Raw genomic sequence first — 23316 nt, 5'->3', positions numbered from 1 at the left:
TGTCCGTTTGCAGGCCATATATCTGGGTTTGTCGTTGTCGACCTCCTCAAGGAAGAGCGAGAACCCGCCATGATCACGTACATACGCCAGGCCGCCCTCCTCGCCGCCGCGACGACGCTGCTGGGAACGGTCTCCGCCTGCGGCAGCGCGCAGGACCACACGCAGCGGGAACGGGGCCGCGAGGACGCGGCGAAGAGCCGGCCCTCGCCCGGGGAGGGACAGCGGCCGTTCACCCTTCTGGCGACCGGCGACATCCTCTCCCACGACTCGGTCATACGGCAGGCCCGTGAGGACGCGGGCGGCTCCGGATACGACTTCCGCGAGATGCTCTCCGGCGCCAAGCCCCTCGCCTCCCGGGCCGACCTGGCGATATGCCACATGGAGACCGTCTACGGCCGCGCGGGCGGCCCCTTCACCGGCTACCCGGCCTTCAGGACGCCCCCGGAAGTGGCGTCCGCCGTCAAGGACACCGGTTACGAGAGCTGCTCCGCCGCCTCGAACCACAGCATGGACGCCGGTGTCGAAGGAGTCCGCCGCACCCTGTCGGTCATGGAAGAGGCGGGGCTGAAGCACGCCGGGGCCGCCGCCTCGGCGAGCCGGCGCGGCAGCCCGGCCGTGATGAAGGCCGGGGGAGCGACCGTGGCCCAACTGGCCTACACCTACGGCACCAACGGCATACCCGTGCCGAAGAAGCAGTCCTGGGCGGTGGACCTCATCGACCCGGAGCGCATCATCGCCGACGCCCGCGCCGCACGCCGCGCGGGCGCGGACGTCGTCGTGGCGAGCCTGCACTGGGGCACGGAGTGGCAGCAGGCGCCGGACGCGCAGCAGAAGGCCCTGGCCGACCGGCTGACCCGCTCCCGCAGCAACGGCCGCAAGGACATCGACCTCATCATCGGTACGCACGCGCATGTGCCGCAGGCGTACGAGAAGGTGAACGGCACCTGGGTCGTCTACGGGATGGGCGATCAGCTCGCCGGGAAGATGAACGACCCGCGCGGCTCCATGAGTTCGGCGGCCCGCTTCACCTTCGTACCGCCGGGCGCCGGGAAGAGAGCGGGAGACAGGGGGGAGGGGAGGGCCGCCGGCGGGAAGGGCGAGTGGTCCGTGCGGAAGGCCGAGTTCATTCCCTTCCTCGTGCAGACGGCGCCACGGATCAGGGTGGTCAACCTGGCCTCGGAGGAGGCCCGTTCGTCCGGTGCCGGCCGCTCCGAGGCGTACCGGAAGATCAGACAGGCCGTCCTCAGCAGGGGTGCGGCGGAACAGGGCCTGCGCATGGGCCGCTGATCCCGCGGGGGCAGGCGCGGGAGGCGCGGGAGGCATGGCGGTGCGGGTGGTCCGGCAGCGCAGGCAGGCACGGCCCCGGCCCCGAGGCCCGTCGCCCGGCCGCCCCGCCGCCCGTGCGTCCCCGGCCCCTCCGTACGCGCCGCCCGCGTGCGGACGTACGGAGGGGCCGCCGCAGCCCGAGTGCCCTGCCCCGCCTACCTCTTCAGGGCCACACCGCCGTACTGGTCGACGTCCACGGGACCGCCCACGGGCATGGCCTCCGGCCGCCAGCGCGGGCAGGAGACCACACCCGGCTCCAGCAGTTCCAGCCCGTCGAAGAAGCGGGTGATCTGCTCCGGGCTGCGCAGGATGTAGGGGGCGGAGCCGCCCTCGTTGTAGAGGCGCAGCGCCTCCACGTAGGCGTCGCTGGTGTCGGTGCTGTCGTACTGCACCAGATGACTGCCGGGCGGCAGCGCGTCCGTGAGTGTGCGCACGATCGAACGTGCCTCGTCGTAGTCCTCGATGTGGCCGAGGATGCCCATGAGCATCAGAGCCACGGGCCGGGAGAAGTCCAGGATGCGCCCGGCCTCCCGCAGGATGGTCCCCGGGTCGCGCAGGTCCGCGTCCACGTAGTGCGTGACACCTTCGGGGGTGCTGGTGAGCAGCGCGCGGGCGTGTGCCAGCACGAGCGGGTCGTTGTCGACGTAGACGATCTTGGCCTGCGGGTTCACGCGCTGGGCGATCTGGTGGGTGTTGTCCACGTTGGGCAGGCCGGTGCCGATGTCGAGGAACTGGCTGATGCCGGCCTCTCCGGCCAGGTGGCGTACGGCGCGGGCGAGGAAGTAGCGGGCGGCGCGGGCACCGTCCTCGATGCCCGGGTAGATCTCGCGGAACTGGTCGCCGGCGACCTGGTCGACCTCGTAGTTGTCCTTGCCGCCCAGCCAGTAGTTCCAGATCCGGGCGGACTGGGGCACGGTGGTGTCGATCTTGGTCTGGAGCTCCGGGTCCCGCTCGACGTCGTCGTCCGTCATGAAGCACCTCTTCTCGAAAGTGGGCCGGGTTGCGGCCGGCTGATGATGGTAGATCCCAACTGGCCTGCCGCTGGGGGGCTTTGGGGTGCAAGGGTTCCACGTCGGCCTACGGGGCGGATGATGGAGTCCGGCGTTCGGGTGCCGCTTCCCGGCGGCGGACGTACGGGTGGCCGGGTGCCCTCGGGCGCTCCTCTATCGTTTCCCGGCATCGGAGTCCGTTTTATTCCGCGGTGATGGCACCCGGCCTCCAGGAGTGAGAGATGAGCACGGCTGCGTCCCCCGGCGGCACGGGCGAGCCTGCCCGGCATCTGGGCGTCTTCGACGCCACGGTGATCGGGCTGGGCGCCATGCTCGGAGCCGGCGTCTTCGCCGCGCTGGCGCCGGCCGCCGGCGCCGCGGAAGAGGGCCTGCTGCTCGGACTGGCCCTCGCGGCGGTGGTGGCGTACTGCAATGCGACCTCCTCCGCCCGGCTGGCCGCACGCTACCCGCGCTCCGGCGGCACCTACGTCTACGGCCGCGAGCGCCTCGGAGCGTTCTGGGGCTACCTCGCCGGGTGGGGCTTCGTGGTCGGCAAGACCGCCTCCTGCGCCGCGATGGCGCTCACCGTCGGCTCCTACGCGTGGCCCGCCCGTACGCACGAGGTGGCGGTCGCCTCGGTGGTGGCGCTCACAGCGGTGAGCTGGGCCGGGGTTCAGAAGGCGGCGTGGCTGACGAGGGGGATCGTCGCCGTCGTACTGGCGGTGCTCGCCGCGGTCGTCACCGCCTGCCTCACCGGGGCCGCCGCGGACGGCGCCGCCCCGCAGGCGTTCGGTGCGGGCGCCGCACCGGGCGGCGTGCTGGAGGCGGCCGGACTGCTCTTCTTCGCCTTCGCCGGCTACGCGCGCATCGCCACCCTCGGCGAAGAGGTCCGCGACCCGCGCCGCACCATCCCCCGGGCGATCCCGGTCGCGCTCGGCATCACACTGGTCGTCTACGCGGCCGTCGCCGTCGCGGTGCTGTCCGTACTGGGGCCCGCGCGGCTCGCCGAGAGCGGCGCACCGCTGGCCGATGCCGTGCGCGCCGCGGGCGTACCCGGCCTCGCCCCGGTGGTGCGTGCGGGCGCGGCGGTCGCCGCTCTCGGTTCGCTGCTCGCGCTGATCCTCGGAGTCTCGCGCACCGCCCTGGCGATGGGCCGCGACCGCCACCTGCCGCACGCCCTGTCCGCCGTGCATCCGCGTACCGGCGTCCCCCACCGGGCGGAGCTGCTGGTCGGCGCGGTCGTCGCCGTCCTCGCCGCCACCGCCGACTTGCGGGGGGCGATCGGCTTCTCCTCCTTCGGCGTGCTCGCCTACTACGCCGTCGCCAACGCCTCCGCGCTCACCCTCAGCCGCGCCGAGGGGCGCCCGCCCGGGATCGTCCCGGCCGCCGGGCTCGCCGGCTGCCTGCTCGTGGCCTTCGCGCTGCCGCTCACCTCGGTGGTCACGGGCAGCGCGGTGCTCGCGCTCGGCGCCGCCGTCTACGGGCTGCGCAAGGCGGTACGCCGCGGCTGACCGCGCGGACGGCCGTATGCGGGGCAGCGGGTGCGGGTGCGGCCGTCGACGACGTGCTGTTCGGAGACCAGTCGGACGTCCGGCTCAAGCCGGCGCACCGTCGGACGGAGCGGCCCGGAACGATCCGGTTTCCGCGGCCTCGAGCCCGGCCGGCCCTCAGAGACCGGGGCGGGGCGTTCAGTCCGGCCCGGGTCCGTCACGCGGAAGGGGCGGATGTAACTCGGGTCACAAGTACCGCCCCTGCCCAATACCCTGTGGGTGAGCCACACATGAGAAGGGTGGAGCCATGTCGTACCCCGATGCTGAGCCGGAACCCATCGCGTTCGGAGAGCGCCTTCGCATCCTGCGCACCCGCCGCGGCATGACCCGCCCGGTACTTGCCGGACTGCTGGGCAAGTCCCCCTCCTGGCTCAAGCAAGTAGAGCGCGGGGACCTTCACATTCCCTCCCTTCCGATGGTGCTGCGCATGGCCGAAGCCCTCAGGGTGCGTGACCTCTCCGACCTCACAGGCGACGCACGCATGCCCACAGAGCTCTTCATCGGTCCCGGGCACCCCCGACTGCCCGGCGTGCGAGCAGCCGTGGACGCTTTCCCCTGTTCGGGGGATGACCGAGCCGCGCCGGACGCCTGGAACCTGCGGGCGCGCCTCTCGCACGCGTGGGCGACCCGGCACTCGGCACCGAACCACCGGGATGTCGTAGGCCAGTTGCTGCCAGACCTGATCCGAGACGGGCAACTGGCCGTGCGGCAGGCCGGCACCTCTGCTGAGCGACGCGAGGCGCAGGCCGTGCTCGCCGAGGTGTACTCGCTCTCGCAGTTCTTCCTCGCCTATCAGCCGGATTCGGCTCTGCTGTGGCGTGTGGCCGAACGGGGCATGGTCGCCGCTCAGGAGTCCGAGGACCCACACGCGCTGGGTATGGCCGCGTGGTTGACCGCCGAGGCGCACAGGGACTCCGCGCACTATGACGGCGCGGACGCGGTGACGCGCGAGGCGCTGCGCAGGCTTGAGCCGCAACTGCCCGACGCGGGGGAGGACGTGCGTGCCATCGCCGGGGCGTTGCAGGTCGCGGCGGGATACACAGCCGCCCGTCGAGGGGACACCGGCAGTGCGTGGCGGTGGTGGGACAAGGCCGACAGTGCTGCCCGAGGCCTCCCTGCCGACTACTACCACCCGATCACGTCGTTCTCACGGGCGGTGATGGGCGCTCACGCGGTGACTCTCGCAGTGGAGTTGCACTCCGGCAATGAGAGCGTGCGTCAGGCGGCGCGGGCTGACGCCCGGTCCATCCCGTCCCGGCCCCGCCGTGCGCGTCACCGCATCGAGGAAGCCCGTGCTTACCACCTCGACGGGAGGCCGGGGACGGCATTGGAAACGCTGGCCCAGGCGCACGCCAACGCGCCCGATACGATCCGCTACAACGGCTATGCGCGCCGCATCCTCCTGGAGGAGACCGAGGCGAAGGCCCCGGAGCGCAGGCGCCGCGCCTCTGAACTGGCCGTCAAGATCGGCGTGCTGGCTGCCTGATGACGAAGGGTCAGGATTCCTGCCCCTGCTCGCCCGATAGCTCCCTTACGTTCGGTGAGTGGACGATCACTCGCCCGAACGTAAGGAAGTGCCGCCGTGCTCAGCGCTACCGGACTCACCCCGTCACGCATGTCTCTCCCCAGGGGGAGTGCCGCCGAACTGATCGACGCGGGCACGGTATGGGACGCGGTGCGCATCCCCGAACACTTCGGTGACCGCGTCCTGGCCCGACTCGACGACGGCTGCGGCGCCGTCATCCGTGATCCGTTCAACCATCTCCTGTATTTCCTCGTCCGGCCCGGCGCCGCCGACGACTGGGCATTTCCTGGGGACGCACATATCCGCATTCTCGGCGCGTCGAGCGTCGTCCTCGTACCGCCGGTCCATCAGGACCGCTCGCCTGGCCCGCACTGGACCCGGCCTGTCGTGGCGGGCCGCGTGCTCACCCGTGCACGTCGGCTCCAGGCCGCTATGCGGGCCGTCACCACGGAGGCGATGGATCCGCGAGAGGCGGTCGCGCCGTGACCGTCCCCGAGACCCGGATGAACCTGACCCTGGTGAGGGCCGGAGAGGGCTGGGACGCCGTCCGCGTCACCGTCGCCGTCGGCCGGAGGGTCATGGACCGCCTCGGCCCGGCCTGCGGGTCCGTCATTTCCGACGGTGCGCACATGTGGTTCTTCGTCGAGCCCGGTCAGGGCGGCCGCCTCATGATGCCCGGTGTCACCGTGCTCGGCACCAGCGGATACGTGCTGATGCCGGCGGACCGGCTGACGACGCTGCCGGGGCCGCACTGGACACGGACCGCGTTCCGCCTCGCCACCAGTACGCATCGGCTGCACACGGCGCTCACGGGGGTGATCGGATGAGCGGCGCAGCTGGAAGGTCCCGGGGGCACCCAGGCCGCTGCGATCACCACGGGGGCCATGCGGAAGACGTCGTTCTCGTCAACGTGGTCGAGGCAGGGTCCGGGGCGGGTGGAGGCACCCGCGCGTGCCTGCCCTGCGCTCTCCCCCTTGCGCGGCGCCGCGACGCCCCCGTCTGGTTCCGCGAACAAGTCGCAGCCATGGAAGACCGCGCCGCCCGGGCCACGCGATCCACGGACCTGCGTTGACGGGGCGCGTCACTGTGCCTGCCTGCTGCGGCCGGGAGATGAAGCCCATGGGCAGCGGCGTGTACCGCTGTTCCCGATGCAAGACCGCCACCACGCGATGACTCCTGCCCCGGGACGGTTCGACAGCGGCCCGGGGCGGGTCCTTCCGAGCACCATCAGCTGAGAGGTGTAAGAGATGACAACTGCCTTACGGACGAGGACTCGTGACCCGCGCAGCATCCTTAATGCGCTCGTCGGCCGGGTACCTCATCTCGTCGCCGATGTCGGCGTGCCCGACCTCTGGGAGCGAGAGGTGAGGCTCCTCCTCCGCGACAGCGTCGCCGTGCGCAGCCTCGCGGAACGCACCCTCGGCCAAGCTGTCGCCTACCTGATCACCGCCATGGAGAATCCGGGCGTCGACTTGGGCGTCGGGTACACGGTGGACGTCGGCGTGCATCAGGTCATCCTGGACACGCCCCTGTACTTCGCTCTGTGCGACGAGCACAACAGCGGGAAGTACAAGCACCATGCGCCGCTGATCGAGCGCCGTCGTGACGGCACGGTGATGAGAACGGCCGGAATCATCCGGGCCAACGGCTTCGAGGTCGACGACGAGTTGTGGTCGGTGGATGCTTCCGAGTGCTCGCCGTGCGACAACAAGGTGCCCGACAGCCATTGACCCGACACGCTGCCGTCCTCTGCCCGTCCCGTGGCGGGAAGAGGACGGCCGGACCGAGACCGCAGAGGACAGAGATGCCCGCACGTCACGACGTCGTCGCAGAGACGGAACTGTGGGACGCCTACGCCGGGTCGGCGTTCAAGGCCGACGCCGACCCGGCGTTCTGCTGGACGCAGTACGCGGGTCACGGTCCGGGCCCCGAACTCCTCGGCGAGCCATCGACGGTGCTGGAGATCGGCTGCGGCACAGGTCGCGCTCTGGCCTGCCTCGCGCAGCAGGGAGTGCAGGCGCAGGGAGTCGACCTCTCGCCCGTCATGGTGGCGAAGACGCGCGAGCGTTGGGCGCCGCTGGGCGTGCTGGTCCACCACGGCGAAGTCCTCGAGTTCCTCCGGGAGTGCACGGAGACGTTCGACGCCGTGTACTCCATCTTCGGTGCAGCTTGGTTCACGGACCCGGTGAAGCTGTTCCCGCTCGTCGCCGAGCGCCTGAATCCGGGTGGGCGGTTCGTGTTCGCGCATCCGCCGGCCATCCCCGGCGCGTACGGCCCACAGGGCATGTACAAGGGCGGGTTCGCGGGGAAGGCCATGTTCACGTACCGCTACAGCTACACGCCGCGGAAGTGGGAGAACCTGCTCAAGCGTGCCGGCTTCGAACGTGCCGAGGCCAAAGTGCTCGAGGCGCCGACGCCTGGCCACATCGGCACGTTGCTGGTGCACGCCGGGCGCGCCACCTGAGACCGCTTCCGGCTGACGGTGCCTGCTTTGCCGCGGACGGCCGGCGGCGCGTCGGGAGCGGTCCATTGAGCCGTCCGGGCCGCTCCCGGGATGTGACACCTGACCGTGCCGAGGCGCAGTCTCCGGCGGTGTGTCCGGTCCCCGGACGCTTCCGGGTGCGGTACGGACCCGGGAAGCGCAGAACTCACTGCGCGCGAAAGGGCGTTCAGGAATGCGCGCCGGGTCTTGTCCGGCACGCTTTCCCCGCCGTGTGAGGGGGAAAGCCTGCGCACTGCGGGATTCCGGTGGGCCGGTTTTTTCCACGGGTGTCCGGGAAGGCGTATCCACGGCGCCGGGGTGTTGTCCGGACGGGCAATAGGGGAAGCCTCGGAGGCGCGTGCCGTTCACCGCGCCGCACGTTGTGCGCCGAATGCTGTGCCCGTTCTGCGCCGCGATTCCACTGTTTGAATCGAATGCAGCGGAACCATGCGCTCCGCCCGCTTCGGGACCGCTGTCCGCAGACGCGAAGAGAAGCGTTGTTGCGCTTCCGGACTTCTTGGCCAGGGGCCGCCAACTTCCGTCTTCGAGCGCAGCGTTACGGTATTGGCTTTTACACTGACGCAGCATCAGCCCGTCAATTGTCCCCCGTCGTCGATATGTGAAAGCTGCGGTCCCATATTGAGTACCCAATCGTTTGCCGGCCGTGCGGGACACGGTCGGCAGAGTGTGTGGCCCCTCGCGCTCGTTTTCGCGGGGGCCGCGGTCGCCGCGCAGCTCACCAGTTGGTGGATGCAGTCCCCGGCTGTCATGGCTGGTGGTTCAGTGGCCACTGTGGGGCTGTTGCTTTGCCTCCCGCACCTGTGGCGCAAGCACCGGGAGGAGAGCCAGTACGCGGCACGGTGCGCGGAACAGGCCGACCAGATACGGCAGTCCGCCGATGCCCAACTCGGCACCGAGCGGGCACACATGGCGGAACAGTGGCAGGCGCGCAGCCACAGCCAGACCGAGGCATTCCACGAATCGGTCGAAGCGTGGTGCCGGGATCTGCACACCGTGCTCACGGAGCGGAGAAAACCCGAACCCTCACCGACCCGGCTGAGTCCGCAGACCGCGAAGCTGCTCGACAACGCGCTCGACGAGGTGGACGAGGAACTCGTCGACGTCCAGGACGCGTGTGAGCACGCGGTCGTCTTCCTGGCCCAGCGTCTTCAGGCGGGCGGACTCCAGATCCAGGAGAAGGTCAGCGGGCTGATGAACCGGCCGGAGCCGGGCCTGCCGGAACTGGGTATCGAGATCGACCACTTGGCGACGACCTTCGCGCACCACGCGCAGAGCCTGCGCATCCTGGGCGGCTCCTGGACCGGGCAGCAGTGGCAGCAGACCGTTCCGCTCACCGACATCGTCCGCGCCGCGGGCGGTCAGATCACCGACTACCAGCGTGTGGTCATCGGCGGCGAACCCGACCTGGGAGTCAAGGACTTCGCGGCCGAGTGGCTGATCCACCTCGTCGCCGAGATCCTGGGGAACGCGACGATCTACAGCCCCAGCACGAAGGAGGTCACGGCACAGCTCGAGGCCGTGCCCTCCGGAGCGGTCATCCAGATCGACGACCGCGGAACGGGTATGACGGAGGCCCGTCTGCAGCGGGCGCACGAACTGGTCGCGGGAGAGCGCGACATCACCCTGCGCGACCTTCAGACGCCGCAGGTCGGTCTGGCCGTGATCGGCAACATCGCGCGCCGGCTGAAGCTCACCGTGAGCCTGGGCCGTTCGCCCTACGGAGGCATCCGCGCGGTCGTGCTCGTCCCGATGGACCTGCTCGAAGCCATCGACCCGGTGAACACGATGCCCCTCCCCGAGGGCGTCATCAGAGCCGCCGCGTCGCACGAGGAGCGCGAAGAGGGCCCGTCCCCGCTGCCCGTCCGTGAGGCCGCGTCGCCGCTGCCCACCCGTCAGGTGCCGGGGGAGTCCGCGCCCACGGCAGTCCCGGCCTCCTCCGCCCCGCCGTCGCGGGGTGCCGCCGACGACACCGCGAGCGTCCCCATGCCCGAGGAGCGGTCGGCGAGCAGCAAGGGGCTGCCGCGGCGTCGCTCTCCCCGTCACACCCGCACCGTTGCCCCCGCCGAGGCACAGCAGAACAACATCGGCACCGAAGAAGACCCCGATGCCGCCGCCTCGTTCATGAGCAACTTCGTGCTCGGGGGACGAACCGACGAAACCGACTCGCCCAGGGGAGACAACGACCGATGAGGCAGGAAGCAGCTGCTCACGACCAGTCCTGGATGCTCAGTGACGTAGCTGATGTCCCTGGTGTCCAGCACGCGGTGGTACTCAGCGCAGACGGGCTGGTCCGGGCGCGGACCAGCGATCTCGACGCCGACGAGGCCGACACGCTCGCCGCGGCGGCGGCGGGGCTGCAGTCGCTCGGCACGAGCCTGGCGGGCAGGTTCGGGGAAGGCGCGCCGAAGCAGCACATGATCGAGTGGAAGGGCGGGTTCCTGTTCCTGCGTGGGGGCGGGGACGGATCGAGGCTCGCGGTGATCACCAGCAACAGGGTCGATCCCGGTGTGATCGCCGCCCAGATGGTCCTCCAGGTGCAGCGGTTCGGTGAGCACCAGGGCACTCCACCGAGGAGGCAATCAATACCGTGACCGAGCCGGGAAGAGGACCTGTCCGCCCCTACGTGCTGACCGGCGGACGCGCTCGTCCCCGGCGCCGGCTGGCAGTGGAGACGCTGCTGGAGACGGCCGACGCCGAGGGCACTCGACTCCCCCCGACCGCGAGCCGGCATGAGCAGATGCTGTGGCGGCTGTGCCGTTACAGGCTGTCCGTCGCGGAGACCGCCGCGCATCTGGGCCTGCCGGTCAGCGTCGTCATGATCCTCGCCTGCGACCTGATCGACGCCGGGTACCTCACCACTCGTTCCCAGGCCCCCCAGGCGCAGCTTCCCGACGTGCACATACTCCAAGAGGTGTTGGATGGACTCCGCAGACAACTCAGCGCCTGAACCGCGCTACGTGGCCCCGACCGTCGACCAGGCACTGAAGATCCTGGTCGTCGGCGCCTTCGGGGTCGGCAAGACGACCCTGGTGGGGAGCGTCAGCGAGATCAGTCCGCTGCGCACCGAGGAGACCATCACTCAGGCCAGCACCGGCGTCGACGACCTCTCCGGTCTCGAGGAGAAGACCTCCACCACGGTGGCCATGGACTTCGGGCGTATCACGCTCAACTCCCGCATGGTGCTCTACCTGTTCGGCACCCCGGGGCAGCGGCGCTTCTGGGACCTGTGGGAGGGCCTGGTCATCGGGGCGATCGGCCTGCTCGTCCTCGTCGACACGCGCCGCCTGGAGGACAGCTTCGAAATTCTCGACCAACTCGACCTGCGGGGGCTGCCCTTCGCCGTCGCCATCAACCACTTCCCGGACTCCGTCGGCTACGACGACGCGGATCTGCGTGAAGCCCTCGACCTGCTTCCCGAGACCCCGATGATCCACCTCGACGCCCGTAGCCACGCCTCGTCGACACAGGCACTGATCGCCCTGGTCGAGTACGCCGCCCGCCTCAAGGCTCAGGAGAAGGTTGCGTGACCACCCCGGTCCCACTGGATATGCACCCGGCCGAATCACTCGTCTCGCTGACGGACATCACTCAGTCGAGAGACCCGCACGAGATCTACGACCGGCTCCGGTCCCACTACGGACCGGTCGCCCCCGTGGAGCTGGAACCGGGCGTGCGCGGATGGCTGGTGATGGGGGTCGAGGAACTCCGCGTCATCACCGAACGCGAGGCGTTCTTCTCGCGTGACGCCCGCAACTGGCGCGACCTCAACGAGGGCACCGTCTCACCCGACTCCGGACTGCTCCCGATGATGGCCTACCGGCCCAACGTCATCGGAGCCGACCAGCAGGAGCACCGGCGGCTGCGACAGCCCCTGGACGACGGGATCGGCCGGATCAACCACCGCGCGCTGCGCCGTCAGGTGCAGCAGATCTGCCGCGAACTCATCGACAGCTTCTCCCAGTCCGGGAGGGCCGACCTCGTCAACGACTACGCGGCCTACGTCCCCATGCTGGCCGTCGCCAGCCTCTTCGGCCTCGACACCCGCCAGGGACACGAGCTGCGCGCCGCGCTGATCGCGCTGTTCAGCAGCCAGACCGACTCACAGGTCGGCAACCGCAGCTTCGAGCAGATCCTCTTCGACACCCTGACGGAGCGGCAGCAGAACCCCACCGGGGACCTGACCACCGCCCTGATGAACCATCCCAACCTGCAGGACGACCCCGAAGTCCTGCAGTCCATGGTGGTGATGATCTCCGCGGGCAACGAGACCACCACCTGCTGGATCTCGCACACCCTCTACCGGATGATCACCGACACCTCGTTCGACGACCGGCTGCGCGGCGGTCAGCTCGGTGTGGACGACGCCCTGGACCTGGTGCTGTGGCGCGAGCCTCCCATGACGCACATGCCCGCCCGCTACGCCCTGCGCGACATCGATCTGGGCGGCCAGCCCGTCAAGCACGGCGACGTGCTCATCCTCGGCCTCTCCGCGGCCAACTCGGACACCGCGCTCGCACCGGACGGACACCGTCAGTTCAGCAACAACCGTGCTCACATGGCCTATTCGGCGGGACCGCACATGTGCCCCGCACAGGACACGGCACGCGTGATCACCCGCAGCGCCGTGGAGACGGCGCTGCACCTGCTGCCGGGTCTGCGCCTCGCCGTCTCCCCGGACGACGTCACCTGGAACCCCTCGCCCTGGACCCGATGCCCGACCCGACTGCCCGTCAGCTTCCCCGTCGTCCCGCACGACCGTGAACCCGTGCCAGCCCCCCTTCGCACCGTTGGAGAGACAGCATGACCGCCGACCAGGCATCCACGTCCGGCGTCCCCAATGTGGTCCTCGACCCGCACGGCCGGGACCACCACGGAGAGGGCGCGAGACTGCGCGAACAGGGGCCGGTGGTGCGCGTCACGCTGCCCGGCGGCGTGGAAGCGTGGAGCATCGCCCGCCACGACCTGCTCAGCCAGCTGGTGATGGACCCGCGCATCTCCAAGGACTGGCACAACTGGGGCGCCATGCAGCGTGGTGAGATCCCCGAGGACTGGCCGCTGATCGGCATGGTCAAGGTCACCAACATGGTCACCGCCGACGGCGCGGAGCACCGGCGTCTGCGCAAGCTGGTCAGCCAGACCTTCACCGCGCGCCGCGTGGAGGAACTGCGGCCCCGCACCACGCAGATCGTCGACGGCCTGCTGGACGCCCTGCCCTCCCACACCGGACCCGACGGCACCGTCGACCTGCGCCGGCACCTGGCCTACCCCGTGCCGATGCAGGTGATCAGCGACCTCTTCGGCATCCCCGATCACGAACGGCCCGAGCTGCGCGACGCGGTGGACAAGATCTTCCGCTCCGACCTCGCCCCCGAGGACGTCCTGGCCAACCAGATCGCCGTCTACCAGCTGCTGGCCCGCGTCGTCGAACTCCGCGGCCAGGAGCGGGGGGACGACCTCACCAGCGCCCTGATCACCGCCCGGGAGGCGGAGCCGGACGCGCTGAGCCAGGACGAACTCGTCGGCACGCTCCTCGTGATGCTCTCCGCGGGTCACGAGACGACCCTCAGCCTCATCGTCAACGCGGTCCGCGCACTGCTCACCCACCCCGCACAGCTGGAACTCGTCAAGGACCGTGAGGAGTTGTGGCCCGCCGTCGTCGAGGAGACGCTGCGCTGGGACGCCCCCATCGGCAACTTCCCCTTCCGCTACCCGACGGAGGACATCGACGTCGCCGGGGTCACCATCCCCGCGGGCGAACCCATCATGGCCCCTTACAGCGCCGTCGGAAGGGACAGCAACCAGCACGGCCCGTACGCGGGAAGCTTCAACATCACCCGCGAGCAGTCGCGTCACCTCGCCTTCGGCCACGGCGCCCACGCCTGCCTCGGTGCGCCGCTGGCCCGCCTCGAAGCCGACATCGCGCTGCGGAAGCTGTTCGCCCGCTACCCCGATCTGAGTCTGGGCGCGGACTCCGCCTCCCTGGAGCCCGTGCCGTCGATGTTCTCCAACAGCGTCACCTCGCTGCCCGTCCGGCTCGGGAGGGCCGTATGAGGTGAGACGCGCGAGCTGTGGCGGCGGCGGTCGGGGGAGCACTGTCCCGCCGCCGCAGGCTCGCGGCGGGCGGACCGTGCCCTCCAACCGGACCCGGGGCGACGGTCACCCACCCGCACACAGGTGAATCGTGCACATGGCGGTTTTCAGAAGCACCACCCCGGCTTCACGAAAGGCGCGACGACCCATGCTCGATGCACAGGAGTACCCGGATCCGCTCGCCCAGCCCGAACCACCGCCCGAACCACCGCCCGAGCCACCGCCCGAGCCACCGTCCGGTCGCGGCCCTCACCGTGACCGGACGGCCACGCCGGCCGGCCAGCACACGGGCGGGGTGGTGCCGCGATGAGCGCGGGCGTCGCCGTCACCGCCCGGCTGCCACGCCACCTGTGGCGGGAGTTCTTCGTGAGCTGGCGGTTCATCAGCAACGATCTGTGGTCGACCGTGGCGCCGGCCTCCTGCTTCGTCGCCGCCGCCGTCCGGCACGCGGGACTCGGCCCTGCGGAGGCCGCGGTCACCGTCGCGGGCGGCCTGCTCTACTTCTGGCTCTTCATCTACGGATCGAGCCTGATCAACCAGATCACGGGCGTCGAGGAGGACCGGCTCAACAAGCCCTTCCGCCCTCTGGTGACCGGCGACAGCAGCTTACGGGCGGCGAAGCTGCGCCTGGCCGCCGTCAGCGTCCTCTTCCCCGCCCTGGGCTGGGTGCTGGGCGTACTGGTCTGGGCGCTGCTGTGGCAGCTGCTGTACATGCTCCACTACGCGTGGGGAGGCCACCGCCACTGGGCCGCCAAGAACCTGCTGATCGCGCTGGGCGTCATCTCCCAGCTGGCGGCGGCCTGGCAGATGGTCACACCCATCACCACGCCTGTCCTGCACTGGATACTCACCATGGCCGTCATGACGTTCCTCGTCATCGGCGTCCAGGACCTGCGGGACGTGGAGGGGGACCGCGCCCTGGGCCGCCGCACGATGCCGATCGTGCTGGGGGACGGCCGCTGCCGTGTCCTGCTGAGCGTGAGCTGTGTGGCCCTCCTGCCCGTCACGCACTTCGTGATGGTCGCGCCCGCCGGGCTCCACTGGTGGACGCTCGCCATCGACGCCGCCCTGGCCGGTCTGAGCCTGCTGCTCGCCGCCCGGGTTCTGCTGCTGCGGACGCCGGGGCAGGATCACCTCACCCAGCGCTTCGTGGAGTGGTGGTACACCTTTGTCCTCGCCACCGCCATCGTCCTGCTGTGACCGGGAGGCACCGTGCGACGTCATGAACGGCTCGACCACATTCTGCGGCTGGACGCCGAGGCCGACTGCGCGGAGATCCACCGGCAGTTGGTGACGCTGGAGTTCCCCTGGGACTTCACCCGCTCCCTGGAACTGGCGCTCTACCGCACGTATGCGGTGCCCGCCATCGGGCGGCTGCTCGCCCGTACCGCCGAGCTGACCGAACGTCCGCAGAAGCGCTACGACGACACCGCGCTGCTCCTGGACGCCGTGCTGGAGCACGGATTCGACGCCGAGCGGGGCAGGACGGCGATCCGCCGCATCAACCAGATGCACCGCGCCTACGACATCTCCGACGACGACATGCGCTACGTGCTGAGCACGTTCGTGGTGATGCCCGCCCGCTGGCTCGACCTCTACGGGTGGCGCCGGCTGACCGCGCACGAGAAGCGCGCGTGCGCGGCCTACTACCGCCGCCTCGGCGAGCGTATGGGGATCAAGGAGATCCCCGGCACCTACGAGGAGTTCGAGGATCTCCTCGACCGTCACGAGGCGGCGCACTTCGGCTGGGACGAGGGCGGCCGCGCCGTCTCCGACGCGACCCTCGCCCTGATGGCCTCGTGGTATCGGCCTGTGCCGGCACGTGTCACACGGCGCGCGGCCACTGCCCTGATGGACGACTCCCTGCTCCGCGCGTTCCGTTACCCCCCGCCCCCACCGGCGCTGCGTGCCCTGGTGCGCGGCGCGCTCAGGGCGCGGGGGCGGATCGTGCGGCTGTTACCGCCCCGCCGCACACCGCGCTACGGACGGCAGAACCCGCTGATCAAGACCTGCCCCGGGGCGAGTTCGGGTGACCACGGCATCGCCGGGCTGGGTACTTTTCCGGAGCGCCCGGGAACCGGGTGAGGCGCGGCGGCCGTCCGGGGGGACGGATGGGGGACGGATGGCTGTACCGGACGGCTGTACCGGACGGCGGGAGGCCGGTCGTAAGGGCTCCGACGGAGGGTCGCCCGCCCGGGCCAGCCGAGTACCGCGCGGGGCCGGTCCGGGCACGCCGGCCCCGTCGGCGGCTACTTGATCACGGCGTTCGCGCCGACGATGACGAGCCCGATCACCATGTCCACGCACCCCGAACGCAACGAAGCGGCCCGGCCCCACCCGGCGATACGGGCGGTCCACGTACCCCATCCGAAGAGCGCGGCGGTGTTGAAGGCGAGAGCCGCGTCCACGGCGGTGGGCTCCGGCCACCACCCGGCGACGGCCGCGGCCAGCATCCCCGCGGTGGGGAGCGCGGCGGCGACGAGCGGCCACTCGTCCAGCACCGATCTCAGCCGCTTCGTGACGGAGATTCCGCCGGAGGCGGCACGCCGGGCGATCACACGGGCGTAGCCGTGGGCGGCCGCCGCGGCCACCGCCGTCAGCAGGACCCACAGGGAGTCCGCCCCCGGGTCGGACGCTTCCCCCGGCCCCTCCAGCGCGGCGACGAGAGCGCTCGCCAGCACGAGGCCGTAGGTGACGCCGAACAGGTCCTCCTCGGACGGCCCCCGCCGGAACCGGCCGAGCCCCACGCCACGGAAGGACGGCGGGGAAGTCGCGTGGTCGGGCATCGCATCGCCTCGGTGGGGGCCGGGTCAGGGGGACGCCCCATGCTCGCGCGGCCCGCCCCGCGGGCACGGCGACAACACGCGGTGCGCGGCCCTGTGCCCGGCGGCCGGACACCGGGCGGAGCGGAGCCGCACGGAGCGGCGCACGTTCCGCACCACGCCCGACGAGCCCCTCCCGTGGTGGGGGAGGGGCTCGTCCGCCGTCCGCCGGGCGGGCGCCGCGCCGGCGCCGCCGGGTCAGGGCCGTGACGGGACGGCGTGGGCGAACCCGCGCCGGTGCCAGAGGAGTCCGCCCGCGGTGAGGGACGTCCCCTCCACTGAGGTGACACGGCCGAGCAGGATCGTGTGGTCGCCGCCGTCCAGCGCGTCGTGGCGTACGCAGTTGAGCCGCAGCGCCGAATCGGCCAGCGCGGGAGCCGGCGGCGCGGCGGAGGAACCTTCGGCCGGCGCGAGCCGGACGCCCGAGAAGCGGTGCTCCGAGGCCCCCGCGAACTGCAGTGCCAGGGACTCGTTCTCGGGCCCCAGCAGGTTGACGCAGAACGCCGGGGCACGGCTCAGCGCGCCGTGCGTGCGGGAGCCCCGGTCGACGCAGACGAGGAACAGCGGTGGATCGAGCGACAGCGACGAGACGGCACTGGCCGTCAGCCCTCGCGGCACGCCGTGCTCGTCGTAGCACGTCACCACCGTCACCGGTGCGGCGAGTGCCGCCATGGCGGCACGGAAGTCCTCGGGGGAGGCGGAGAAGCACTCCGCCGACACGGAAGCAGGACCGGACGCCGTGCTCAGCACCGCCGCACTCATCGGCTCACCTCCGCCGGTTCGGGCAGCGCCGTACGGCCGCCGGAGGCCGACGGCAGCCACCTGCCGTCAGGCTCGCCCGTGAATCCCTCCGTGAGGTCCCATGCGACCCGGCCCGAGGTGAGCACGGTGGTGAACCTGCCCGTGAACAGCCACCCCTCGTACGCCGACCAGCCGCACAGCGACTCCACGTGGCGTGCCGAGAGCTGCCACCGCTCGGACGGGTCGAGCAGCGCCAGGTCCGCGTCGGCACCGACCGCGAGGCGGCCCTTGCCCGGCAGCCCGAAGAGGCGTGCCGGGCCCTCACCCATCAGACGTGCGAGGTGGCCCGCCGCCGTGTCCGGTGCGACGCCGCGGGAGAGCAGCCCCGTCCACAGCGCGGTGGCGAGTTCCTGGACGCCGGGCAGTCCGGGGGGCGCCTCGGCCGGGGGAAGGTTCTTCTCCGCGACGCTGTGCGGCGCGTGGTCGCTGCCGACCGTGGTGGCGTGCCCGTCCGTCACGGCCTGCCACAGCCGGTCCTGATCGCGTGTGCTGCGGATGGCGGGCGACAGCCGCGTGCGTGGACCCCGCCGGGCCGTGTCGGCGTCGGTGAAGGACAGGTGATGGCCGGTCACCTCGAAGGTGACGGGCAGTCCCTCGTCGGCGGCGGCCACCAGCAACTCCGTCTCCTCCGCCGAGGAGACGTGCAGGACGTGGACCGGTGTGCCGTACGTGCGCACCAGATGGATCACCTTGGCCACGGCGACGATGCCGCCCGACCGGGGCCGGTGGGGCTCGTACTCGCCGTACGAGCCGGGCTCGCCGCGCCGTGCGTCGAGCAGGTCGAAGACGTGCTGGTCCTCGGCGTGCAGGACGAGCCGTACGCCGCCGCGTGCGGCGGCGTCGAAGGCCGCCTCGAGCTGGTGTGCCTCACGGAAGACGACCGGCGCCGTGTGATGCCCCGCCATGAAGATCTTGGCGGAGGTGGCGATGTCCGGGTCGAGGTCGGCCAGCAGTTCGGGACGGTCGGGGTCGGCGCCGATGTGGAAGCGGTGGTCGACGCGGGAGCGCCCCTCGATCAGGGCGGCCTTGGCCCGTACGTCGGGCGCGGACAGCGACGGCGGACGGGTGTTGGGCATGTCCATGACCGTCGTGACCCCGCCGGCGAGAGCGGCGCGGCCGGCGTGCTCCCAGGTCTCCTTGTGCTCCAGGCCGGGGGTGCGGAAGTGGACGTGGGAGTCGATGAGTCCGGGCAGTACGTAACGCCCCCGCGCGTTCAGGCGTGCTCCGGAGGGCAGGGGCTCCCCCTCCGCGAGGAGAGCGTCGATGCGGCCGTTGCGGATGACGACGGCGCCCTCACGCACGCCGTCGGGGGTGACCAGCCGGCCACCCTCCACGACGAGGTCGGCGTCTCGTTCCGCACGCTTGTGGCTGGAGTTCAACGTGTCCACGGCAGGCTCACCAGTTCCTTGCACAGGTCGTTGGTCGGTCCCATGAGGGCCACGGCGCGCACGTCGTGGCTGTAGCGGTTGAGCGGGTGGCTCTCGACATATCCCGCCGAGCCGAGCATGCGGCCCACCTCGGCGATCACGTTCTCGGCGGTGGCGGAGGCGAACAGCTTGGAGAACAGCGTCGTCGTCCCGGGGTCCGGGGCGCGGCGCAGCCCGGCCCGTTCGACGATCGCCCGGCCCGCCTCGACCTGGGCGTCCATCTCGACCAGGCGGTGACGCACGGCCTGATGGGTGAGCAGCCCCCGGCGTTCGGCGTGCCGGTGCGCCGAGTCGACGGCTGCCCGGGCGATGCCGACGGCCACCGCCCCGAGCGAGGCGCCGCTCTCCCGCACTCCGGCGATGATCGAGGCGGCGGCCCCCTGAGGGCCGAGCCGGGCCTCGTCCGGGACGTGGCAGCCGCTCAGGGAGACGAACCCGGTCGCGGAGCCGCGCATGCCGCTCAGACGCATCGAAGTGTCGGGCAGCAGCCCGGGGTTGTCACCGGGGACGAGGAAGAACGTCTGTCCCGCCGCGCCGTACGCCGCGTCCCCGTCTCCGTCCCCCTCCCCGTCCCTCTCCGCGACCTCGGTCTGGGCGAGGACGAGGTAGACGTCGGCCACTCCCGCACTGGTCGTGAAGGACTTGGCCCCCTCCAGCACCCAGCCGCCGCCGTCGGTCCGGCGAGCGCTGGTGGACAGCTTCTTCTTGTCCGCTCCCGCGCCGGTCTCGCTCCACGCCGACGCCGCCAGCCACGTCCCGGCCGCCAGCCTGGGCAGGAGGTCGCGGCACTGCGACGGGGTGCCGTGCTCGACGATGCGCGCACTGACCGCGTAGTGCTGGAAGAGCATGATGGCGGCGGAGGCGTTGGCCGAGGCGACCTGCTCCACCAGGGTGTTGAGCGTCGCCGCGTCCGCGCCGGCGCCACCGTGCTCACGCGGGACGGCGGCCCCCAGCAGCCGGCTCTCCCGCAGCACCGAGACGGCCTCCCGGTCCGGTTCACCGGTGCGGTACGCGGTCTCGGCACAGGCAGCGAGCCGCTCCCGTGTCTCCGGCTCGACCCCGGCGGACGAAGGGACGGCGGACGCGGGCACGGCTGGGCCGCCCCCACGCACGGGCGGGGAGGACGCCGCCCGGTCGGCGCCGTTCGCGCTCCCGGCCGCCGGCGGGCCGTCCGTCCGGGGCGGTGACGTGCGGGCCGGGCCGTGGTGAGCGGCCGTCAGACTGTCAGCGATAGCCACGGTGTCTCCTCAGGGGGGCTCGAAGTCATCGGTGGGCCGGAGCACGGAGCGGCGGAAGCCCCGGAAGCCGCGGGGACGGTGCCGGGCGGCGCTGATTCCGGCGCCGACTCCGGCGCCGATTCCGGCGCCGACTCCCACGCGGAGAACCGGCCCTGGTAGTCGACCTGCTTCTCGGCGACGGACACCCAGCTCAGCCGCTGGTCGCCGCCGCTCCCGGCGATGGAGGCCGCCACCCGCAGCGGACCGCGGGTGGTGCGCAGGCACAGCAGCCCCTCCGCCCGGTCGGCTCCGGACGCCAGCCGCCAGGGCACCGTCCCTTCGATCTCCGCGGCGGAACCGAGGCAGACCGCGCCGGTCAGAGCGACCGTCGGATGCCAGGACGGCACGGAGACCGCCCGTACGGCCAGCGCCTCCGGCCCGTCGGGCAGCAGTGCGGCGATCTTGGGGAAGGCGCCCGCGGAGTCCCAGCCGTAGGTCTCGCACACGGCCAGCCGCAGCCGGAGCATCCGCTCGAAGAGCGCGGGGTCGTCGGCGAACAGTGCCTCGGTGCTCCCGGCGCCCAGCTCCGCCGCGTGCACGAAGATGTACGGATTGCCCATGGAGACCAGCGACACCGGCACCGTGCGCCCGTCGAAGGCGATGTGCGAGACGGGCTCGCCGACGCTCAGCAGCCCGGGGAGGGGCTTGGGCGGGGAGCACAGGAAGTGGGCGGTGAAGCGGGTGCCCCCGTCGGAGGTCTCCTCGGTCTCGCAGACCACGTTGTCGCCGTTGTTGAGGACGTTCACCCGTACCCGGCAGCCGGGGACGAGCGGCTGGATCATGCCCGACCTGGCCGCCGCCTCCACGGCGGCGAGGATGGAATGCCCGCAGGAGCCGCGCAGGTCGAAGCTGTCCATCGCTCCCGGGAGGGACTGGACGAAGCGGTAGTCGAGATCGAAGAGCGGATGACGGGACGGGCTGATGATGGCGTTCTTCAGGACGTGCCCGGCGCCCCGCGCCGTCATCTCGGCGCGCAGGGCGGCCAGGACAGGCAGGAGCTGGGAATCGGTGCCGGGCAGGGCGCGTCCGTCCAGGACGACGGTCGGGCAGGGCGCGCCGTGCGCCCTGGCGAACCCGGCGGAGGGCAGGACGGAGGGGGCGGCGGCAGCGGCAGCAGCGGAGGAGGCGGTCACAGGGCGGCTCCCGCAAGCGTCACCGGCTGCTGCCCCGTGGTGCCCCTGCCCGCCGGCGGACCGAAGAACTGATGGCGCCACATCTGGTGCGACATCAAGGACCACAGCGCGAGCGAGACCTGGTCGCCGGGCCGCTCGGCCTGCTCGGTGAACAGGGCCTCCACGGCGTCGGGCCGGAGACGGCCGTCGGCGCGGAGCGAGTCCCCGCAGAGCACGTCCCGGGCCATCTCCCACAGCCGCTGCCCGGGGGCGAGCATGGCGGTGACGGGCAGGGTGAACGGCTGCTTGGGGCGGTTCAGGACGCTGTGCGGGACCAGGCCGCGGGCCGCCTCGTACAGCGCCCGCTTGACGCCCCCGGCTCCCGTGATGCGGTGCCGGTCCGCCAGGGTCGCCGCATACCGCACCACGGAGGGCTGACAGAACGGCAGCCGTGCCTCCACGGAACTGGCCATCGACAGATGGTCGACCCGCCGCAGATGGTAGGAGGGCAGCCGGAAGCGCTGCTCGACCTCGCAGATGCGCCGGAGACGGCTGCCCTCGCCGTGCTCCAGCGTCTCGGTCAGCCCGGCGGGCAGGGCCGGGCCGTGCGCACGTACGGCGGCGGTGAACTCGCCGGTGTACAGGCGCTCGCGCAGCGCCCGGGGCACCGCCGCCAGGTGGTCGAGATAGGAACCGGCCCAGTCGGACTGCGGCGGCGCGGCGAGCGCCTGGCTCATGCGCGAGTACCCGCCGAAGAGTTCGTCGGCGGCGTCACCGGTGAGGGCGACCTTGAACCCGGCGTCCCGTACGGCGCGGAAGAGGCAGAAGGTGCTGAGCGTGATGGGGTCGGCGTTGGGCTGCCCCAGGTGCCACACGACGTCGGAGAGCAGGTCGGGGAAGGTCGCCGGGTCGATCTCCACCTGATGGTGGGAGGTTCCCGCGAAGCCGGCGACCTCCGCCGCGTACGCCCGTTCGTCGCTCGGCCAGCTCCCGGTGTAGGCGATGTTGAAGGTGTGCAGCGCTCCCGTCGCGGACGGGACGCGGGCGCCGTCGGAGACTCCCGCCGCCAGAGCGGTCACGAGGCTGGAGTCGAGACCGCCGGAGGTGATCGCGGCGACGGGAACGTCCGCCGTCAGCAGGCGGGAGACCTCGCGGCGCAGCAGGTCTCGCAGTTCACAGCCGGCGTCCGTGAGGGACCGCTCCTCGTCGGCGGCGGTCGAAGTCTCGTGCCCCATCGGGCGGTTGACCACGCGCAGGCCGTTCGCCCGGCTCACCGTGGCCGTGCAGGCGGGCGGCAGGACACTGATGCCCTCGAACATGGTGCGGTCGCCGAAGGGCGTCTTGGAGGTCAGGTACGCGTCGAGTCCGAGCTGGTCCTCCGTCGCCGTCATGCCGGGGAAGCTCAGCAGCGCCGGAATCTCGGAGGCGAAGCGCAGACTCCCCGCGGCGGCGTCCCAGTGGTAGTAGAGGGACTTCATGCCCGACGCGTCCGTGGCCAGCACCAGCCGTGGGTCCTCGCGCAGATCCAGCACGGCGACGGCGAACATGCCGTCCAGGTGCTCGGCGAAGCCGTCACCGTAGGTCAGGTACAGCGCAGGCAGGATCGAGCCGTCGCAGCGGTCGGTGAAGCGGAAGCCACGCCGGACGAGACGGGCGCGCAGCTCGTCGTGGTTGTAGAGCTCGCCGTTGAAGACGACGACGACGCCGTCGTGGTGGTACGGCTGGGCGCCGCCCTCGGGGTCCATGATCGAGAGGCGGTTGTTGCCCAGGGCCCAGTCGGCCCCGCGCGTGAAGGACTGGGCGTCGGGACCGCCGTGGTGCAACAGGGCGGCCACGGCGCGCAGTTCCTGGTCCGCGGTATGGAGGTTGAAGGAACCGTAGATGCGGCACATCG

At 71.5% G+C, this 23316-nt stretch carries 22 protein-coding genes; 15 read left to right on the top strand and 7 right to left on the bottom strand.

Annotation, left to right across the window (positions count from 1 at the left end):
• Window positions 1-69: 69 nt before the first annotated feature.
• Complete coding sequence (locus H343_RS0101540) at window positions 70-1287, top strand: CapA family protein (RefSeq protein WP_028429701.1); 1218 nt, start codon at window positions 70-72, stop codon at window positions 1285-1287.
• Window positions 1288-1481: 194 nt separating this feature from the next.
• On the opposite strand, the gene H343_RS0101535 is transcribed toward H343_RS0101540, so the two are convergent.
• Window positions 1482-2297, bottom strand: coding sequence for an SAM-dependent methyltransferase (locus tag H343_RS0101535; RefSeq protein WP_028429700.1), 816 nt, complete (start codon window positions 2295-2297; stop codon window positions 1482-1484).
• A 260-nt stretch (window positions 2298-2557) separates the two neighbouring features.
• Between H343_RS0101535 and H343_RS0101530 the strand changes: the two genes are divergently transcribed.
• The 14 genes from H343_RS0101530 (at window position 2558) to H343_RS0101465 (ending at window position 16068) form a co-directional block, all read left to right on the top strand.
• On the top strand, window positions 2558-3826 hold the full coding sequence (locus tag H343_RS0101530; protein ID WP_028429699.1) for an APC family permease: 1269 nt from the start codon (window positions 2558-2560) through the stop codon (window positions 3824-3826).
• Window positions 3827-4112: 286 nt separating this feature from the next.
• Window positions 4113-5351, top strand: a complete 1239-nt coding sequence (locus H343_RS0101525; RefSeq protein ID WP_028429698.1) for a helix-turn-helix domain-containing protein — start codon at window positions 4113-4115, stop codon at window positions 5349-5351.
• Window positions 5352-5480: 129 nt separating this feature from the next.
• The gene (locus H343_RS28255; protein ID WP_037902039.1) at window positions 5481-5876 is read left to right on the top strand and encodes a hypothetical protein; all 396 of its coding nucleotides are present in this window, start codon (window positions 5481-5483) and stop codon (window positions 5874-5876) included.
• On the top strand, window positions 5873-6217 hold the full coding sequence (locus H343_RS0101515) for a hypothetical protein (RefSeq protein ID WP_028429697.1): 345 nt from the start codon (window positions 5873-5875) through the stop codon (window positions 6215-6217). The genes H343_RS28255 and H343_RS0101515 overlap by 4 nt, the downstream gene beginning before the upstream one ends.
• Before the next feature lie 420 nt (window positions 6218-6637).
• On the top strand, window positions 6638-7120 hold the full coding sequence (locus tag H343_RS0101510; protein ID WP_028429696.1) for a hypothetical protein: 483 nt from the start codon (window positions 6638-6640) through the stop codon (window positions 7118-7120).
• 74 nt (window positions 7121-7194) lie between these two features.
• Complete coding sequence (locus tag H343_RS0101505; protein ID WP_028429695.1) at window positions 7195-7854, top strand: class I SAM-dependent methyltransferase; 660 nt, start codon at window positions 7195-7197, stop codon at window positions 7852-7854.
• Window positions 7855-8664: 810 nt separating this feature from the next.
• Window positions 8665-10083 (top strand): ATP-binding protein, encoded by a 1419-nt coding sequence (locus tag H343_RS34680; protein ID WP_051264443.1) that lies wholly within the window; start codon window positions 8665-8667, stop codon window positions 10081-10083.
• A complete protein-coding gene (locus H343_RS0101495) occupies window positions 10080-10484 on the top strand; it encodes a roadblock/LC7 domain-containing protein (RefSeq protein ID WP_028429694.1) in 405 nt (134 codons plus the stop codon). Before H343_RS34680 ends, H343_RS0101495 begins: the two co-directional genes overlap by 4 nt.
• Entirely contained in the window at window positions 10481-10840 is a 360-nt protein-coding gene (locus H343_RS0101490) for a DUF742 domain-containing protein (RefSeq protein ID WP_028429693.1), read from the top strand. The genes H343_RS0101495 and H343_RS0101490 overlap by 4 nt, the downstream gene beginning before the upstream one ends.
• Window positions 10812-11420: an ATP/GTP-binding protein gene (locus H343_RS0101485; RefSeq protein ID WP_028429692.1), complete on the top strand. Its 609-nt coding sequence runs from the start codon at window positions 10812-10814 to the stop codon at window positions 11418-11420. The genes H343_RS0101490 and H343_RS0101485 overlap by 29 nt, the downstream gene beginning before the upstream one ends.
• Window positions 11421-11440: 20 nt before the next feature.
• Window positions 11441-12697: a cytochrome P450 gene (locus tag H343_RS28245; protein WP_051264442.1), complete on the top strand. Its 1257-nt coding sequence runs from the start codon at window positions 11441-11443 to the stop codon at window positions 12695-12697.
• Window positions 12694-13944 carry a cytochrome P450 gene (locus H343_RS0101475; protein WP_028429691.1) on the top strand — a complete coding sequence of 417 codons (1251 nt, stop codon included), beginning with the start codon at window positions 12694-12696 and terminating at the stop codon, window positions 13942-13944. Before H343_RS28245 ends, H343_RS0101475 begins: the two co-directional genes overlap by 4 nt.
• 345 nt (window positions 13945-14289) lie before the next feature.
• The gene (locus H343_RS0101470) at window positions 14290-15183 is read left to right on the top strand and encodes a UbiA family prenyltransferase (protein WP_028429690.1); all 894 of its coding nucleotides are present in this window, start codon (window positions 14290-14292) and stop codon (window positions 15181-15183) included.
• Between the two features lie 12 nt (window positions 15184-15195).
• The gene (locus H343_RS0101465) at window positions 15196-16068 is read left to right on the top strand and encodes an oxygenase MpaB family protein (protein ID WP_028429689.1); all 873 of its coding nucleotides are present in this window, start codon (window positions 15196-15198) and stop codon (window positions 16066-16068) included.
• A gap of 164 nt (window positions 16069-16232) precedes the next feature.
• On the opposite strand, the gene H343_RS0101460 is transcribed toward H343_RS0101465, so the two are convergent.
• The 6 genes from H343_RS0101460 to asnB form a co-directional block, all read right to left on the bottom strand.
• A complete protein-coding gene (locus H343_RS0101460; protein ID WP_028429688.1) occupies window positions 16233-16769 on the bottom strand; it encodes a hypothetical protein in 537 nt (178 codons plus the stop codon).
• Between the two features lie 234 nt (window positions 16770-17003).
• Window positions 17004-17567 (bottom strand): flavin reductase, encoded by a 564-nt coding sequence (locus H343_RS0101455; protein ID WP_028429687.1) that lies wholly within the window; start codon window positions 17565-17567, stop codon window positions 17004-17006.
• Window positions 17564-18994 (bottom strand): dihydroorotase, encoded by a 1431-nt coding sequence (locus tag H343_RS28240; RefSeq protein WP_037901829.1) that lies wholly within the window; start codon window positions 18992-18994, stop codon window positions 17564-17566. Before H343_RS28240 ends, H343_RS0101455 begins: the two co-directional genes overlap by 4 nt.
• The gene (locus H343_RS28235; RefSeq protein ID WP_486586743.1) at window positions 18982-20271 is read right to left on the bottom strand and encodes an acyl-CoA dehydrogenase family protein; all 1290 of its coding nucleotides are present in this window, start codon (window positions 20269-20271) and stop codon (window positions 18982-18984) included. Before H343_RS28235 ends, H343_RS28240 begins: the two co-directional genes overlap by 13 nt.
• Entirely contained in the window at window positions 20250-21443 is a 1194-nt protein-coding gene (locus H343_RS28230) for a PrpF domain-containing protein (RefSeq protein WP_078504910.1), read from the bottom strand. The genes H343_RS28235 and H343_RS28230 overlap by 22 nt, the downstream gene beginning before the upstream one ends.
• Window positions 21440-23314: an asparagine synthase (glutamine-hydrolyzing) gene (asnB, locus tag H343_RS0101435; RefSeq protein ID WP_028429686.1), complete on the bottom strand. Its 1875-nt coding sequence runs from the start codon at window positions 23312-23314 to the stop codon at window positions 21440-21442. Before asnB ends, H343_RS28230 begins: the two co-directional genes overlap by 4 nt.
• Window positions 23315-23316: the final 2 nt, after the last annotated feature.

It is taken from the genome of Streptomyces sp. TAA204 (genome assembly GCF_000424965.1).
Note: the sequence above shows the minus strand (reverse complement) of the source record. Positions and strands in the feature narration are given on the sequence as shown.

Bases quoted from the DNA above. Each gene is read 5' to 3' on its own strand.
- H343_RS28255 (WP_037902039.1), top strand. From the start codon at position 5,481: ATGTCTCTCCCCAGGGGGAGTGCCGCCGAACTGATCGACGCGGGCACG.
- H343_RS0101505 (WP_028429695.1), top strand. From the start codon at position 7,195: ATGCCCGCACGTCACGACGTCGTCGCAGAGACGGAACTGTGGGACGCC.
- H343_RS0101525 (WP_028429698.1), top strand. From the start codon at position 4,113: ATGTCGTACCCCGATGCTGAGCCGGAACCCATCGCGTTCGGAGAGCGC.
- asnB (WP_028429686.1), bottom strand. From the start codon at position 23,314: ATGTGCCGCATCTACGGTTCCTTCAACCTCCATACCGCGGACCAGGAA.
- H343_RS0101510 (WP_028429696.1), top strand. From the start codon at position 6,638: ATGACAACTGCCTTACGGACGAGGACTCGTGACCCGCGCAGCATCCTT.
- H343_RS28245 (WP_051264442.1), top strand. From the start codon at position 11,441: ATGCACCCGGCCGAATCACTCGTCTCGCTGACGGACATCACTCAGTCG.
- H343_RS0101485 (WP_028429692.1), top strand. From the start codon at position 10,812: ATGGACTCCGCAGACAACTCAGCGCCTGAACCGCGCTACGTGGCCCCG.
- H343_RS0101495 (WP_028429694.1), top strand. From the start codon at position 10,080: ATGAGGCAGGAAGCAGCTGCTCACGACCAGTCCTGGATGCTCAGTGAC.
- H343_RS0101470 (WP_028429690.1), top strand. From the start codon at position 14,290: ATGAGCGCGGGCGTCGCCGTCACCGCCCGGCTGCCACGCCACCTGTGG.
- H343_RS0101460 (WP_028429688.1), bottom strand. From the start codon at position 16,769: ATGCCCGACCACGCGACTTCCCCGCCGTCCTTCCGTGGCGTGGGGCTC.
- H343_RS0101455 (WP_028429687.1), bottom strand. From the start codon at position 17,567: ATGAGTGCGGCGGTGCTGAGCACGGCGTCCGGTCCTGCTTCCGTGTCG.
- H343_RS0101530 (WP_028429699.1), top strand. From the start codon at position 2,558: ATGAGCACGGCTGCGTCCCCCGGCGGCACGGGCGAGCCTGCCCGGCAT.
- H343_RS0101535 (WP_028429700.1), bottom strand. From the start codon at position 2,297: ATGACGGACGACGACGTCGAGCGGGACCCGGAGCTCCAGACCAAGATC.
- H343_RS0101475 (WP_028429691.1), top strand. From the start codon at position 12,694: ATGACCGCCGACCAGGCATCCACGTCCGGCGTCCCCAATGTGGTCCTC.
- H343_RS0101540 (WP_028429701.1), top strand. From the start codon at position 70: ATGATCACGTACATACGCCAGGCCGCCCTCCTCGCCGCCGCGACGACG.